We start from the raw sequence: 15,921 nt of genomic DNA, 5'->3' as shown, positions 1-15,921 counted from the left end.
AAGATTATAAAGAAACTACTTTTATCAATTTTTTCAGTATTCATACTATCATGCAATACCAAAAAACAATTTCAAAAAGCTATTAATTCTAAAAATTACAACCACATGCTATAACTAAAGCCTTAAAGAATCTGTAAACAAGCAGTATTAAATAAATCGACTTAAATCAACCTCATTAATCGCACCATGCGAAGCATGCGCAACTACTACTCCATTCTTAATTACTAAAATCTGAGGAGATTGATGCATAACCTGAAATTTAAAACCAACTTCATTCGAAACATCACGGTAATTCAGTAAATCTAAATAATATAAATCTAAGTCGTTCTCTGTCAAATCGTAAGCATCTACAAACTGATTCATTACCATTCTACTTATTCCACAACGTGTAGAATGTTTAAAAACAACTTGCGTTTTTGTTTTTGATTTTTTAGCAATAGCATCCAATTGCTTCAAATCACTTAAAGTAATCCAAGGCAACAGCTTTTCTTCTTTTGGTTCAGATGAACCTCCAAATAATTTATTTATAAATCCCATAGTTTTTTTTATTATGGCGTTACCCAAGGGTCGGGCTTTCACTACTCAATCCCTCCTACGTCGGGGATTTCAAACATCCCGTTCAATCCCTAACGCGCCACGGTTATGTGCTCACTTAAATGTAAAAATAAACTAATCACGCATTTAAGTAGACACCCTATAAGTCGAAATAGGTTTCAAAGCTTACAAACCGACAAAAAGTCACTAAAAACACGCTCTAAACCGACATTATGTCCTCTAAAACCCATTGGTAAGATTATTGACTATATGATGATATAAAAGAAAAATAATATCCTTTTTAAAAGGATTAAAAAATAAAAAATGAACTTAAACAATTATACCATAAAATCGCAAGAAGCCATTCAGCAAGCCCAACAACTTGCTCAAGGTTTTGGGCATCAGCAAATAGAAAATGAACATATTTTTAAAGGCATTTTTGAAGTTGATGAAAACGTATTACCATTCATCTTAAAAAAACTAAATGTTAATGTCTCTATTCTTGAACAAGCCTTAAATAAACAACTAGAAAGTTTTTCTAAAGTTTCTGGAGCAGAACTTATGCTCTCTCGCGAAGCTGGAAAAACATTAAACGAAGCATCAATCATTGCTAAAAAAATGAAAGATGATTTTGTATCCATAGAACATTTAATTCTTGCTGTTTTTAAATCGAATAGCAAAATAGCACAAATGCTAAAAGACCAAGGCGTTACTGAAAAAAGCTTGAAAGCAGTTATAGATGAATTGCGCAAGGGAGAAAACGTAACCTCACAAAGTCAAGAAGAAACATATAACTCATTAAATAAATACGCAAAAAACTTAAACCAATTAGCTAAAGACGGAAAACTAGATCCTGTTATTGGTCGTGATGAAGAAATTCGTAGAATACTTCAAATTTTATCTCGAAGAACCAAAAACAATCCCATTCTTGTGGGAGAACCAGGCACTGGTAAAACCGCCATTGCCGAAGGTTTAGCTCATAGAATTATTGATGGTGATATCCCAGAAAACTTAAAAGACAAGCAAATTTTTGCTTTAGACATGGGAGCACTTATTGCTGGAGCAAAGTTTAAAGGTGAATTTGAAGAACGTTTAAAAGCCGTAATAAAAGAAGTTACAACCAGTAATGGCGATATAGTACTATTTATTGACGAAATCCACACCTTAGTTGGTGCTGGTGGTGGTCAAGGTGCTATGGATGCCGCAAACATCTTAAAACCCGCTTTAGCACGTGGCGAACTGCGTGCCATAGGCGCAACCACTTTAGATGAATACCAAAAATATTTTGAAAAAGACAAAGCTTTAGAGCGTCGTTTTCAAAAAGTAATGGTTGATGAACCTGATACAGAAAGTGCTATTTCAATTCTTAGAGGTATTAAAAAAAAGTACGAAACGCATCATAAGGTTCGTATAAAGGATGAAGCTATTATTGGCGCTGTAGAGCTTTCAACACGCTACATAACAAATCGATTTTTGCCAGATAAGGCTATCGATTTAATGGATGAAGCTGCCTCTAAATTACGTATGGAAATCAATTCAAAACCTGAGGAATTAGATGTTTTGGATAGAAAAATCATGCAATTAGAAATTGAAATTGAAGCCATTAAGCGCGAAAAAGATGAAACTAAACTAAAATCATTGCGTTCGGATTTGGCAAACATCAAAGAACAACGCAACGAAATTAATGCCAAATGGAAGTCTGAAAAAGAAGTCGTTGACAATATCCAAAACACTAAACAGGACATTGAAAATTATAAACTTGAAGCTGAAAAAGCAGAACGTGAAGGCGATTACGGAAAAGTAGCCGAATTACGCTACGGAAAAATTAAAGAAGCTCAAGAACAACTTGAAGTGTTTCAAAAAAAATTACAAGAACAAGCAGAAACCTCTTTAATAAAAGAAGAAGTTACTTATGATGATATTGCAGAAGTGGTTGCAAAATGGACAGGAATCCCTGTTACTAAAATGCTTCAAAGCGATCGTGAAAAACTTTTAAAATTGGAAAACGAATTGCATAAACGTGTAGTTGGTCAAGAAGAAGCTATTGAAGCGGTAAGTGATGCTGTGCGACGAAGTCGAGCTGGTTTACAAAACCCTAAAAAACCTATTGGAACATTCCTGTTCCTAGGAACAACAGGTGTGGGTAAAACAGAATTAGCAAAAGCTTTAGCTGAATACTTATTTGATGATGAAAATGCCATGACTCGAATTGATATGAGTGAGTATCAAGAGCGCCATGCTGTTAGTAGATTAGTTGGTGCACCTCCAGGATACGTTGGTTATGATGAAGGTGGACAGTTAACCGAGGCTGTTAGAAGAAAACCATATTCTGTAGTGCTTCTGGATGAAATTGAAAAAGCACACCCAGATACATTTAATATCCTTTTACAAGTACTAGATGAAGGCCACTTAACAGATAATAAAGGACGAGTTGCTGATTTCAAAAACACAATCATTATCATGACTTCAAATACGGGAAGCAACATTATACAAGAGCGTTTTGAGGCTACTAAAGATATTGACTCAGCCATTGAAGCTGCAAAAGTGGATGTCTTAGCCTTGTTAAAACAAACAGTACGTCCAGAATTCCTAAACAGAATTGACGACACGGTAATGTTTACACCACTAAGTAAAGAAAACATAGTAGAAATTGTTGGATTACAGTTAAAAAGTGTTACAAAAATGATAGCAGAACAAGGCATTACTTTCGATGCCACACCTGAGGCCATAGCCTATTTAGCAAATAAAGGCTATAATCCAGAATATGGTGCACGACCTGTAAAACGCGTAATCCAAAAAGAAGTTTTAAATGCCCTGAGTAAAGAAATTTTATCCGGTAAAGTAACTACAGATAGCATCATTTTACTTGATGCCTTTGATGATAAGTTAGTTTTTAGAAATCAAGGCGATTTAGTTACTGAAGAATTTTAAAAATTAATAGTATTATTTGTAACATTTTCTTTTACAGATAGTCTATTAAGTGGTTGGTTAGTTGAAAAGCAACATGAATCTAATTATTAAGATGAGTGTTGCTTTTCCTTTTTTACCGAATAAAATAAATTCAAAATATACCGATTGGTATATTTTTTAATATATTTGTACAAGTTATGACAACAAAAGCTGAACTCACTTCGCAATACATTATAGAAACTGTCGCTCCTATTTTTAATAAAAATGGTTATGCAGCAACAAGTATGTTTGATATAACAAATGCAACGGGTCTAACCAAAGGAGCCATTTACGGAAACTTTAAAAACAAAGAAGAACTTGCTTTAGCTTCATTTAAATTTATGGTTAAATCATTAATGAAACCACTATCAATTCATTTAGAACAAAGCAATTCGCCAATTCAAAAGTTATATTTAATTACAGATTTTTACAAAAACTATTACCATTTCAGCAAACAACTTGGCGGCTGTCCCGTTTTAAATATTGGTGTTGATGCAAATAATAGTAATTCAGAGTTACTAAATAAAGTTAGAGATGTTATTCAACGCATTCAAGACAAGTTGTGTAGTATTATTGAAAACGCTATTGAAATTGGTGAGATTTCATCAGAAGTTAATGCCATGCAATACGCAAAACGTATTGATACTATGATTCAAGGAGCAATTTTTATGACTTATACTATGAATGATGAATTTTACATGAAAGATACCATGAATCTTATTAACCATATTATTACTAACGAATTAAAACAATAATATTTTTTTAACTCATAATATACCAATTGGTATATTTTAAATTTAAAATTATGAATCAACTTCCAAAAGTGCTAGAAAGTAAAACTAAAATCAGGTTTCAAGATTGCGACCCTTTTAATCATCTTAATAACGGTAGTTATATTAATTACTTTATGAATCATCGAGAAGATGTTCTAATTAAGGATTATAACTTAGATATTTACAAAAAAGCTAAACTAGAAGGTAAAAGTTGGGTTTCTATTTCAAATCAAATCGCTTACTTAAAACCTGCACTTTTAATGGAAACAGTTGTTATAGAGTCGCAATTAATAAAATTTGATACTAAAAATTTATTAGTTGAAATGCGTATGTATAATGAAGAAAAAACTCATATAAAATCTATAATTTGGTCTGGTTTTGCTCATTTTAACTTAGTATCACAAAAAAGAGAAATACATTCAACGGATTTATTGCAATTGTTTAAAAATGTATACAGATCAGTAGATGCGACAATATTTGAAACTCGTTTCAAGCAACTAAAACCAAATTTGATATAAATATATCGTCCAAAACACACTTTTTTACCGTATATCTAGTTAAAAGATAATATGGGTTACCGTTAATCTAAAATTTAATGTTTTATATAGATTTATTCATATAAATTAATAATTTAGCTTATAAGAATGCCCCGACAAACATTTAAATAAATAATATTTGATTTTTTTCATTTCCTCAAGAATTAAATCATTAACACATAAAACCTACTTATAACCTATGGACATTTCCAATTACATTGACTATACATTATTAAAATCTTCTACAACCGAGCGAGAAATCATAGACTTATGCAATAATGCTAAAGTTAATGGATTTTACAGTGTTTGTATTAATAGTTGTTATGTCTCATTGGCTAAACAGTTATTAGAAAATTCTAATGTTAAAGTCTGTACAGTTGTGGGATTTCCGTTGGGAAGCATGTCTACAGAAGCTAAAGTTTTTGAAGCTGAAAAAGCTATTGAAGATGGCGCAGATGAAATTGACATGGTTATTAACCTAGGCTATTTAAAAAGTAGAAATCATGTTTCTGTTCTAAAAGACATTATTGATGTAAAATTAGCCATAGGAAAAACACCTTTAAAAGTTATTCTTGAAATTTCAGAATTAAATAAAAATGAAATCATAAAAGCTAGTGAAATATGCTTAGATGCAAAAGCAGATTTTATTAAAACTTCTACAGGGTTTTCTAAAAGTGGTGCTACTTTAACTGCTGTGAAAATTATAAAAAAAACAGTAAGAAATAAGGCGAAAATTAAAGCTTCAGGAGGTATTGGTGATTTTGACTTAGCCTTAAAATATATTGATGCTGGCGCCGACCGAATTGGCACTTCTACTGCCATAAAAGCCACTAAGAGCCGTAGACAAATAAGAAACACAAAAATTTATACAAATTATATTGAAACAGTGTTAAAAAGTCCTTCTTCCACCTCTGTTACTACAAAGACATCGAAAGGAGTTTAAAGTTAATTTTGTTGTTAGTATACTTTTGAGCTAAGATATTTATAGAGGATTCTTTTAATTGTAAAACTCTTGGGTAACCACCTGTAGTCTGACAATCTCGCATTAAAACAATTAATTTTCCTGAAGGTGTTAACTGAACAGTTCCAGGAAGAACTGCTGATGTTATAATAGCTTCTAAATTATTTTCTAGAAATTCTTCTATTTGATATGCCATTCTATTGTTTTTCATCGAAATAGTGAATGAATTTGTAAGCAATTTTTCTTGTTGTGTATTGGTTAGCAAGTCGAATTCTGGGCCTTTAAAAACTTCAATAATAAACGTTTCTAAATAAGATTTATTGATTCTGAGTTTAGCATGAAGCTCGCCTCTAACTACTGAAGACTTAAAAATACTCAACTCATCATGTTTTTTTATAACATACTTTGAAGTAATACCTCGATACATGCTTTTGCTACCCATTATAGTTTCTGTTTCAAAACCACCTGAAACACCCAAATAACAACGAAAACCTAATTCTAATTTCCCAAAGGACAATACATCATTTTTACAAACCTTAATTACCTTATAATTTAAAATTGGCAAATCATTTAATCTTGGATTAAAGTTTGCCCCAGATATGCAAATAAACGTATCGCAATTAAATAGCAAAGTGGCACCAGTCATTGTCATTTCAATAACTGCAGCAGTTTTAATATTACCAAGCAATCCGTTTACCAATGAAGCAGCATATCTATCCATAGCACCAGAATACGGCACACCATAGTGTTGAAATCCGTTACGTCCAAAATCCTGAATAGTAGAATAAAAACCAGACTTTAATACTTTAACCATCAATGCCCTCACTTTCTAATTGAAATTCATTAACTTCTAGTAATGCTTTAATATTCTCATGTTCATTTAGAGTAATTGAATAAAACTGAAGCTTATCCCCAGCTTTTGCAAAACATGGCTGATCTTTTGAAGTATCAAAAAAATTAATTGGCGAATTCCCAATAATGTTCCAACCGCCAGGACTCTCATCAGGGTATATTCCAGTCTGATTTCCTCCAATGGCAACTGCACCCTTTTCAATTTTTAATCTTGGAGTTCCTTTTCTTGGTGTAAATAACGTTTCATCTAGTCCTCCCAAATATAAAAACCCAGGCAAAAAACCAATAAAGTAAACCGTATAAATAGCCTTTGAATGACGCTTAATAATATCTTCTTTAGAAATATTATTGGTTTCTGAAATAACATCTAAATCAACTCCAAAAATGGCATCATAGCATACTGGAATTTTCCATAAACGAGATTCAATTTTTAAAGAATAATCGTTAGATTTATATACTTCCTTAAGCTTGTTTACTTCATATTCAAAATCAATATCTATTTTTTTGTAAATAACTAATAATGAATTATATGCTGTTCTTATATCAATTATATATTTAATCTTTTTATTTGCAATTTTTTCTTTAAAACATAGTATATCTTGCAAAATATGCGGTTTAATTTCTGGTGGCCATTCAACTAAAATAGTTCGCTCTCCAAAAGGCTTGTATGTCAATAAAAAATTCAATTTATAATCATCTTATTTTTATGCCTTTATTTTTCAAACGGCCAACTAAATTGGATACTATATTAACCCCATCAGGTTGGTCACCATGAATACAAAACGTTTCCGCTTTAAGCGGTACAAAATTACCAGAAATAGTTTTTACTTTTTTATTTAAAATTATGTTGTTAATATGCTCAAACATTAAATCTGAATTAGAAATTAAGGCGTTGCTTTCGTTTCTTGAAACAAGTGTTAAATCATCATTATAATTTCTATCTGCGAAGGCCTCATATATAATTTGTATGTTATTTTTAATAGCCACATTTGCAATAACCGAATTGAATGGTACATATAATTTTACGGGTATTGCTAACGCTTTTACAGCCTCAACAATAACATTAGCCACTTTTTCATCAACTGCAGCTAAATTATATAATGCGCCATGTGGTTTTATATGATGAAGTGCCGCATGCTCTTCATTTAGAATAGTTACTAAATCTTTAATTTGGTTTTTTATTGAAGTATATAAGGCAACACAAGATATATCCATGCGGGTTCGTCCAAAATTCTCTTTATCAGGAAAAGATGGATGTGCCCCGATTTTAACACCATATTGTTTTGCCAGTTTAACAGCATTTCTCATTGTTTCGCCATCTCCTGCATGTCCGCCGCAAGCTATATTGCAAGCCGAAACATAAGGCATAATTTGAGACTCATTACCTATTCCCTCCCCTGTATCAACATTTATATCTATAATTAGACTTTCCACAATACCAATTTAACTAATCTGTAGTAGAATTCAAGGCATAAATAGCAAAACTTCCTAACCAATGTCCACCTTCATAACTATCGTCAAAAATGCTTGGCAATGAATAATTAATATGTTGGTTTGCAATGCTTTTAAGATGATTATAATCTGGTAAATCTTTAGTAATTTTATTTAAACTCCATGCTCTTGAAAAATTAACGCCATCTAAATGTACCAAGTGTCCATCGGTTCTATCTGAAACTACTCCAACTTCTAAACTATATTTTTTAGCTTTCAATTGTGGCAGAAAATCATTTAACCATACTTTATAATCTTCAATTAGCAATAAGCGCTTCATTAAAGCTGCCTCCTCCAAACATGGCGATAAAAAATCACTTCCGCTAGGTTCCCATAACATTGGGCAATCTTCATCATTTTTAAAAAAATATAAAGCTCGCTCTTTAATTGCTTTTTTCAAGGTTTCGTTATGCAATGTTTTGGCATAATCATAAGCAAATGATAAACCAAATGCTGTATTTGAATGTGTTCCAACACGCATCGGGTAATTTAATTTTGGTAAAAATTCAATGTATTTTTCAACTATTAAATCGGTTAAAGGCTGCAAATTAGTTTCTAATTGTCTTGCTGTTTTATCATCCCAAGTATGTAATTCTTCGGCAAGTTTTAACAACCACGCCCAACCATAAGTGCGCTCATAAGATTTATTATGTTTTCCATCAAAATAAGCCACTTCTGCTTCAATATTTTCTTTTGAAATATTATTGAGTAACTTGTGTTTGATGGCATCAGCATTATCAATTTCTGGAAATGATTTTAATAAACTCACCAAGCTCCAATGCCCATGAACAGATGAGTGCCAATCAAAACATCCATAAAACGCAGGATGTAATTGGGTAGGCGATTTTAAATCTTCATCACCACCTAACGTTTGTGATAGCCTGTTTGGGTATTCTGTGTTTATACAGTGCAAAGGTAAATTGGCTAGTTTGTTGGCTTGTTCTAGGTTTAGAATTGGAACTATGTCTTGTTTAATTTCTGACGTTGCAATTTGATGACCTTCTTTAGTTTTATTACAACCTAGAATAATCACTAATACTAATATCGAAATATATTTTTTCATTTTACAATTTATAAAAATTACTCCATTCGAGGAATGTATTGAAAACTTATACTTAATAACTTTTAAACTAATTACTTTTTTTGATGACATATTTTTAAAATGTTAATGTAATAATGAACAATAAAAATCAAATATATTATGAAAACTGAAATTCAATATGTACTAATTTTAATCTTATGTTTAGGTTTATCGTCATGCTCATCAGAAGATGATTCTAATAATGCGATAACAGAAATTTGCAATAATGGTATTGATGATGATAATGATGGACAAACAGATTGTGATGACGGAGATTGCTTTGAAAATGCAAACTGCGAGCAAATATTTTCAGATTACAGATTAAAAGAGAACATCTCCCTACTTCAATATGGTCTTAATGAAGCATTGCAATTGGATGCAAAAATATACAACTATAAATCTGATGAATCATCAGAAAAACGCATGGGTTTTATAGCTCAAGATGTACAATTAATTATGCCAGAATTAATACGTGTAGATAAATCCAATAAACATCTAAAACTAAAATATATGGATTTAGTGGCTGTTTTGTTTAATGCCGTAAAAGAACAACAAAAAATAATTGAAGCTAACCAACAACAAATTGAAATACTTAATTGCGAGATTATAAAGCAAGATATATTCAACTAATTAAAAAACAAAAGAGGCGTTTTTAAGCTTACTCATAACGCCACTAGTTACAAACTAGCGGTAGCGGGTGAAAGCAGTAGAATATGTGTGTTTTTCATTCTATAAATTTAGGATTAAATCTATTAAAGAAAAAGTGTTCTATGAAGATATGAATGCAACCCAAGTAATACCCGTTTGTAATTAGTGGTACAACAATATGTTTTTATGACTTACTCTTACCGCCACTAGTTACAACCTTAAATCCGTAGGTCTACCGATAGGAAGTTTAATCGGTTTTGTTTTCAACTAGTGGCGGGGTTGTTATTATTACTTAAATTATAATTTAGTTTGTTTAAAAAGTGAATCAAAATTTAAAATAATAATTTCCTTAGGCACCTCTTTATCTTCTTTAATCAATTTTTGCATTTCATGTTCTGATACAGTTATATGCTCAACAAAAATATAACTGTCATTAAAATATTTTATACTGTATTCATGTGGAGATATGCCATATTCATTTTTAATAGTTTCCTCTACGTTCTTTATATTAGAAAGATTATCTGAAATGAAGTAATCCCCCAAAAAATCAACAACGCTAAAAAACAAGATGAGCAGTAAAAAAGTAGAAAGCGACAAAATTATTGCCCAAATAAATCCAAATACTGACTCTATCAAAAATAATATATAAGTAATAATATTTTGAATTATTGATTTACTTCTCATTTTAAACAATCTACTATAAACACTTAACTTTTTTTCAATTCTTTCCCCGAGAATATAATAAGTTTCAATTAATGGTATATATATCATTATAGTTAAAAACAAGAAAAACGAACTCGGTTTACCATTACCATTCATATAATGGTAAATCAACAAAACGAGAAAAAACATAGAAATTAGCAAAAAAAAGAGCTCTCTTAAGAATGAATATTTATTTTTCTTTTTAATAGTTTCACCCATAATTGACTTGAACATATGATAGATTAAAAATGGAAAAAAAACTATAATTGGAATAACTATTATCATTAATAACCCATCAGCAACCAATTGACTTACCGAAAAAAACCTAATATATTCAAACCCTAAAGTTAATAGAGATAAAATCTGCCAAATGCCACCTACTAAAGTTGGTATCAATAAAATCATAGCAATATTATTTTTTGCTATAAAATACCAATTCTTTAAATGGTTTTTATTACTCAGTTTTTTATTCATTTAATCATAAATCATTTCTACCCTAACCACCCTTCTCTATCCAAACTACGATACTGAATAGCCTCACTAATATGAGAACCATTTACATCGTCAACACCCTCCAAATCAGCTATTGTTCTAGATACTTTCAATATTCTATCATAAGCACGTGCAGAGAGATTCAAACGTTCCATAGCCGTTTTTAAGAGTTCTTTGGAAACGTCATCCAATACACAGTGTTTTCTAATTTGTTTGACGTTCATTTGGGCGTTGTAATGTACAGTATCAGAATCTTCAAAACGTTTGGTTTGTACTTCTCTAGCTTTAGTTACTCGTTTTCTTATTTCAACAGAAGTCTCCCCTTTTCTATCATCCGAAAGTTTATCAAAAGGTACAGGTGTGACTTCAATATGAATATCAATTCTATCTAACAACGGACCAGAAACTTTACTCAAATAACGTTGCATCTCAGCAGGACTTGATGTTACAGGAGAATCTGGGTCGTTAAAATAACCACTAGGGCTCGGATTCATACTCGCTACCAACATAAATGACGACGGATAAGTAACGGTAAACTTCGCTCTAGAAATAGTTACTTCTCTATCTTCCAAAGGCTGACGCATCACTTCTAAAACTTCTCGCTTAAATTCGGGTAATTCATCTAAAAATAAAACACCATTATGCGACATTGAAATTTCACCTGGCTGTGGATAACTGCCGCCTCCTACTAAAGCAACATTTGATATCGTGTGATGAGGACTCCTAAAAGGCCGCTGCGCCATTAATCCAGAGTCTTTAACACGCCCAACTACAGAATGAATTTTTGTGGTTTCTAAGGCTTCATGCAAAGTCATTGGCGGTAAAATACTAGGTAAGCGTTTTGCCAACATCGTTTTACCAGCCCCCGGTGGGCCTATTAAAATAATATTATGCCCGCCTGCCGCTGCAATTTCCATACAACGCTTTATACCTTCTTGTCCTTTTACATCTGAAAAATCAAATTCTGGAAAATCCAAACTCTTTTCAAACTCTTCTCTTGTATTTATAATAGTTTGTTCTAAAGGCTCTCCTTTATCAAAATAATTAATGACTTGCTCAATATTATCTACACCATAAACTTCTAAATTATCAACAATAGCTGCTTCCTTAGCATTTTGAGCTGGCAGGATAAACCCTTTAAAACCTTCTTCCCTAGCTTTAACAGCAATGGGTAAAGCCCCTTTTATGGGTTGTAAACTGCCATCTAAAGACAATTCGCCCATGATTAAATATTTATCTAAATCTTCAGCTTTAATTTGGTCTGTGGATGCTAGAATACCAATTGCCAATGTTAAATCGTAAGCAGAGCCCTCTTTTCGTAAATCTGCTGGCGACATGTTTATAATTATCTTCTTTCCTGGAATTCTGTAACCGTTATTTTGAAGCGCTGCTGCAATTCTAAAATTACTTTCTTTAATAGCATTATCTGGCAACCCAACTAAATGATAACCAACACCTTTATCTACGTTTACCTCAACCGTTATTGTAGACGCTTCAACACCAAAAACGGCACTAGCAAAAACTTTTTTAAGCATATTTTTTATTTACTGCTTAAATGTAAGAAATGTATTTGGAATATTTCATGATTTAAAATAGGACATAGAAAATATCCCTATTAGCTATTGAGATATAGAGATAAAAAAAATCCCGCCAAGGCGGGATTTTTATGAATTGAAATAAAAATTTGTAACACTACATTACTATCAATTCACCGATGATTGTTTATAATTTTTATTTAATTTAAAAATTTTGGCTTTAAAACTAACATAGCCCATGCCCAGTTTTGCATATCAGCTGCTACTTCTTCAGTAACACCTTTAAGTTCATACATACCATCACTAGCAAACATATGTGAGTATCCAACAACTAAAGCATAACCTTTAAATTTCTTTTTGAAAACTAAATCTATTTCTGTTCCTAAAGCACTTTCTCCGCTTGGCAAATCTTGTTCTCCACTAAAGTTTAAAGCTTTTACTAATAAGCTTGAAGTATCACTTAGTTTAAAGTTAGCACTAGCATGAATATCAACTAAACCTATATTATTAGCATGATTACCTACATAGAAATAATCCATAAAACCATTGAATTTGTGATTAGTACCATATAACGGGAAGAAGGCACCTGTTTTTGTTGGATCTGTCTCATCATTTCCACTAATAATTTCTAGCCCTGCTCCTAAAGTAACTTTATCAGATGTTTTAAATGTTAAATCAAGACCTAACAAAGATGCACTAACATCTTTATACGATGTTCCATAAATAGCTTCACCAGTTTGTAAATAAACATTTGCTGCTGCACCAAACGCACCATTTTTATATTTTAAATGTGTTCCAATAGTCTGTAAATTAGCAACATCATTTAAACCAGCTGCATCGTTTTGGAAACCATTATTCATTAATAGTAAACTACCAGAAAAGTTTTTCCAATCTTGACTTAAATGAGCCATTTGCATCGTTTTATAAGAAAAGAATCCTGATGTGTTATACACATTTGCTACCGAAATAAACCCTGTTGGATGTGAGTAATCTTGATTAAATGCCAATGCCACATCCAATGCAAATTTGTCTTTTTTATACCTTAGTAGTCCAGCATCATGATTACGCCCTTGTTGAGCCCAATCTAATCCGCCAAGAATACGTTGATCATCATAAGATAATACCTGACGTCCTAATTTTGTAGACCAGCCAGAACCTAAATTTAATTCTGCCCAAGCTTGAAAAACAGCAAACGAATTATTTTGGTCAAATGGTAAAATTTGTCTGTTTTCACCCCAAACCAATACATCTTGAAAACTCACATAAAATTTGTACGCATCCACTTCATAACCTGCGTTTAGGCGTATTCTAGTTGAAATACCAAAGCCTGGTTCTAAAGCCTTAGGAATAATGCTTCCAAATCCGTTACGGTATTCTGTCCTTGGTCTAAATTCTCCATCTAATGTAAACTGCGCCTGTGCAAATTGAACTATCAATGCTATCAAACCTATTAATACATATTGTTTTTTCATTTTACTTGTTTTTAATATTGATTTTCTGTTAATTATTTTATTATATCTAATTTGTAATGCAAATATATGGTTGTACTTATCCTAAGATTATGACATTTCTCATGTTTCATAATCTAAAAAGATATTTTTATCTTGTTTATTATTTAATGCTCTAAAAAGTCAATTAAATGTTTTCTATATTTGTAGTAATCATTGTGTTCTAATACAGATTTTCGAGTTCTAGGTCTTTCAAAATCGATATCTAAAACATCTCCAATTTTCGCTTTAGGTCCGCTAGTCATCATCACAACACGGTCTGCTAAAAATATAGCCTCATCCACATCGTGCGTAATCATAACTGCGGTAATTTTTTCTTTATTCCAAATTTCAATTAGGATATCTTGAAGTTCACCACGTGTTAAAGAATCTAACATTCCAAAAGGCTCATCTAATAACAACACTTTAGGTTTTATGGCGAATGCTCTAGCAATCCCAACACGCTGTTGCATTCCTTGTGATAATTCCGAAGCACGCTTATTAAAAGCATCTTCCAAACCAACCTTTTGCAAATAGTACTTTGCAACATCATTACGTTGACTTTTTGTAGCATCAGGAAACACCTGATTTACACCCAAAAGCACATTCTGTAACGCCGTCATCCAAGGCATTAAACTAGGCGCTTGAAATATAACGCCTCTATCTGGTCCTGGGCCTTTAATATGTTTTCCAAGCACCGAAATATTACCGCCAGAAATAGGGTTCAATCCCGCAATCATAGAGAGCATTGTTGTTTTACCACAACCCGAATGCCCAATAATCGTCACAAACTCCTCTTTACGAATTTGAAGATTTAAATCTTCAAGCACCACATAATCGCCCTTTGGCGTTGGGTATATTTTCTTTAAATCCTTTAAATCTAGCATCACATCCTTAGAAGGAAATCCAGATGTCTCCGTAATAATTTTTGTTTTATTTTTAATTATAGTACTCATCTTGATGCTTATTTAAATCGGTTAACAAAATCTTTCGGAGTTAATTCTGGAAGCACAAATCCTTCACTAGCCTCAACTTTTCGCTCTGCGCCTATATCCATCAAATACTCAATAATCGCATTTCGTGTGTTCTTAAAATTCGGGTTATCGTTCATTTCGGTTTTATCGCGAGGTCTATCTAAATCTATTTTAAACTCAGGCCCCAACGTTGCATTTGGCCCTGGACGCAACGGAATAATACGGTCTGCCATATAAATCCCCTCATCCACATCATTGGTAATGAGTAACGCTGTACGTTTCTCTTTCCCCCAAATATTAAGAATTTCGTCCTGTAAATTTCCACGCGTTAAAGCATCTAAAGCCCCAAGCGGTTCGTCCATAATAATCATCTCAGGTTTCATGGCCAAAGCACGTGCAACCGCCACACGTTGACGCATCCCACCCGATAATTCTTTCGGACGTTTATTAATTGCAGGCGTCAAACTAACCATCTCCACGTAATCCGCAACAATAGCGTTCAACTCGCTTTTAGACTTCTTAGGGAATGCCTCCTTCACAGCCATATACACATTCTGTCCAACGGTTAACCAAGGCAACAAGGAGTAATTCTGAAAAATTACACCACGCTCATGGCTGGTCCCCTGCACAGGTTTCCCTTTAAACAAAACTTCGCCTTTAGTCGGTTCAAGCAAGCCATTAATCAAGTTTACCAGCGTCGTTTTCCCACTCCCCGTAAACCCAACAATCGCTACAAACTCACCCTCTTCTATCGTCAAATTAATGTTAGAAAGCACCTCGGTTTCGCTCCCGCCTTGTTCGTACGTTTTATATATATTATTTAATTCTAAATAGGCCATTTTACTGCTGTTTATTCGTTAATTCGTTTAGTTGTTTAGTCAATTATTACGGTTACATAATTAAACT

15 protein-coding genes are annotated in these 15,921 nt (G+C 32.4%); 5 read left to right on the top strand and 10 right to left on the bottom strand.

All coding sequences use genetic code 11. The features are described 5' to 3' along the window. Nucleotides 1-147: 147 nt before the first annotated feature. Nucleotides 148-537 (bottom strand): bacillithiol system redox-active protein YtxJ, encoded by a 390-nt coding sequence (gene ytxJ / locus Q0870_RS05785; RefSeq protein WP_298553311.1) that lies wholly within the window; start codon nucleotides 535-537, stop codon nucleotides 148-150. 321 nt (nucleotides 538-858) lie between these two features. On the opposite strand from ytxJ, the gene clpB reads away from it, so the two are divergent. The 4 genes from clpB (at nucleotide 859) to deoC (ending at nucleotide 5,735) form a co-directional block, all read left to right on the top strand. Next, entirely contained in the window at nucleotides 859-3,465 is a 2,607-nt protein-coding gene (gene clpB, locus Q0870_RS05780) for an ATP-dependent chaperone ClpB (RefSeq protein ID WP_298553310.1), read from the top strand. A gap of 176 nt (nucleotides 3,466-3,641) precedes the next feature. Continuing rightward, nucleotides 3,642-4,238, top strand: a complete 597-nt coding sequence (locus Q0870_RS05775; RefSeq protein ID WP_298553308.1) for a TetR/AcrR family transcriptional regulator — start codon at nucleotides 3,642-3,644, stop codon at nucleotides 4,236-4,238. A gap of 50 nt (nucleotides 4,239-4,288) precedes the next feature. Beyond that, the gene (locus tag Q0870_RS05770; RefSeq protein WP_298553306.1) at nucleotides 4,289-4,774 is read left to right on the top strand and encodes an acyl-CoA thioesterase; all 486 of its coding nucleotides are present in this window, start codon (nucleotides 4,289-4,291) and stop codon (nucleotides 4,772-4,774) included. A 217-nt stretch (nucleotides 4,775-4,991) separates the two neighbouring features. Next, nucleotides 4,992-5,735 carry a deoxyribose-phosphate aldolase gene (gene deoC / locus Q0870_RS05765; RefSeq protein WP_298553304.1) on the top strand — a complete coding sequence of 248 codons (744 nt, stop codon included), beginning with the start codon at nucleotides 4,992-4,994 and terminating at the stop codon, nucleotides 5,733-5,735. Here the strand turns inward: deoC and Q0870_RS05760 are convergent. From Q0870_RS05760 to Q0870_RS05745, 4 genes are read right to left on the bottom strand one after another with little or no spacing between them, the layout of a single operon-like run. Next, entirely contained in the window at nucleotides 5,710-6,567 is an 858-nt protein-coding gene (locus tag Q0870_RS05760; RefSeq protein WP_298553302.1) for a biotin-dependent carboxyltransferase family protein, read from the bottom strand. The genes deoC and Q0870_RS05760 overlap by 26 nt on opposite strands. Continuing rightward, nucleotides 6,560-7,279 (bottom strand): 5-oxoprolinase subunit PxpB, encoded by a 720-nt coding sequence (pxpB, locus tag Q0870_RS05755; protein ID WP_298553300.1) that lies wholly within the window; start codon nucleotides 7,277-7,279, stop codon nucleotides 6,560-6,562. Before pxpB ends, Q0870_RS05760 begins: the two co-directional genes overlap by 8 nt. A 19-nt stretch (nucleotides 7,280-7,298) precedes the next feature. Then, a complete protein-coding gene (gene pxpA, locus Q0870_RS05750; RefSeq protein WP_298553299.1) occupies nucleotides 7,299-8,039 on the bottom strand; it encodes a 5-oxoprolinase subunit PxpA in 741 nt (246 codons plus the stop codon). 13 nt (nucleotides 8,040-8,052) lie between these two features. Next, nucleotides 8,053-9,159, bottom strand: coding sequence for a DUF2891 domain-containing protein (locus Q0870_RS05745; RefSeq protein WP_298553297.1), 1,107 nt, complete (start codon nucleotides 9,157-9,159; stop codon nucleotides 8,053-8,055). Between the two features lie 138 nt (nucleotides 9,160-9,297). Here Q0870_RS05745 and Q0870_RS05740 point away from each other — a divergent pair, with 138 nt between their 5' ends. Then, complete coding sequence (locus Q0870_RS05740) at nucleotides 9,298-9,807, top strand: tail fiber domain-containing protein (RefSeq protein ID WP_298553296.1); 510 nt, start codon at nucleotides 9,298-9,300, stop codon at nucleotides 9,805-9,807. Between the two features lie 315 nt (nucleotides 9,808-10,122). Here Q0870_RS05740 and Q0870_RS05735 read toward each other — a convergent pair whose 3' ends face one another. From Q0870_RS05735 to Q0870_RS05715, 5 genes are all read right to left on the bottom strand, one after another. Beyond that, nucleotides 10,123-11,001: a hypothetical protein gene (locus Q0870_RS05735; protein WP_298553295.1), complete on the bottom strand. Its 879-nt coding sequence runs from the start codon at nucleotides 10,999-11,001 to the stop codon at nucleotides 10,123-10,125. Nucleotides 11,002-11,018: 17 nt separating this feature from the next. Further along, nucleotides 11,019-12,554, bottom strand: coding sequence for a YifB family Mg chelatase-like AAA ATPase (locus tag Q0870_RS05730; protein WP_298553293.1), 1,536 nt, complete (start codon nucleotides 12,552-12,554; stop codon nucleotides 11,019-11,021). 200 nt (nucleotides 12,555-12,754) lie between these two features. Continuing rightward, nucleotides 12,755-14,026 (bottom strand): alginate export family protein, encoded by a 1,272-nt coding sequence (locus tag Q0870_RS05725; protein WP_298553291.1) that lies wholly within the window; start codon nucleotides 14,024-14,026, stop codon nucleotides 12,755-12,757. A gap of 143 nt (nucleotides 14,027-14,169) precedes the next feature. Next, complete coding sequence (locus tag Q0870_RS05720) at nucleotides 14,170-14,997, bottom strand: ABC transporter ATP-binding protein (protein ID WP_298553289.1); 828 nt, start codon at nucleotides 14,995-14,997, stop codon at nucleotides 14,170-14,172. 8 nt (nucleotides 14,998-15,005) lie between these two features. Then, nucleotides 15,006-15,854, bottom strand: a complete 849-nt coding sequence (locus tag Q0870_RS05715) for an ABC transporter ATP-binding protein (protein WP_298553287.1) — start codon at nucleotides 15,852-15,854, stop codon at nucleotides 15,006-15,008. Between the last annotated feature and the right edge of the window lie 67 nt (nucleotides 15,855-15,921).

The organism is uncultured Algibacter sp. (assembly GCF_947487575.1).
Taxonomy (GTDB): Bacteria; Bacteroidota; Bacteroidia; order Flavobacteriales; family Flavobacteriaceae; genus Algibacter_B.
Note: the sequence above shows the minus strand (reverse complement) of the source record. Positions and strands in the feature narration are given on the sequence as shown.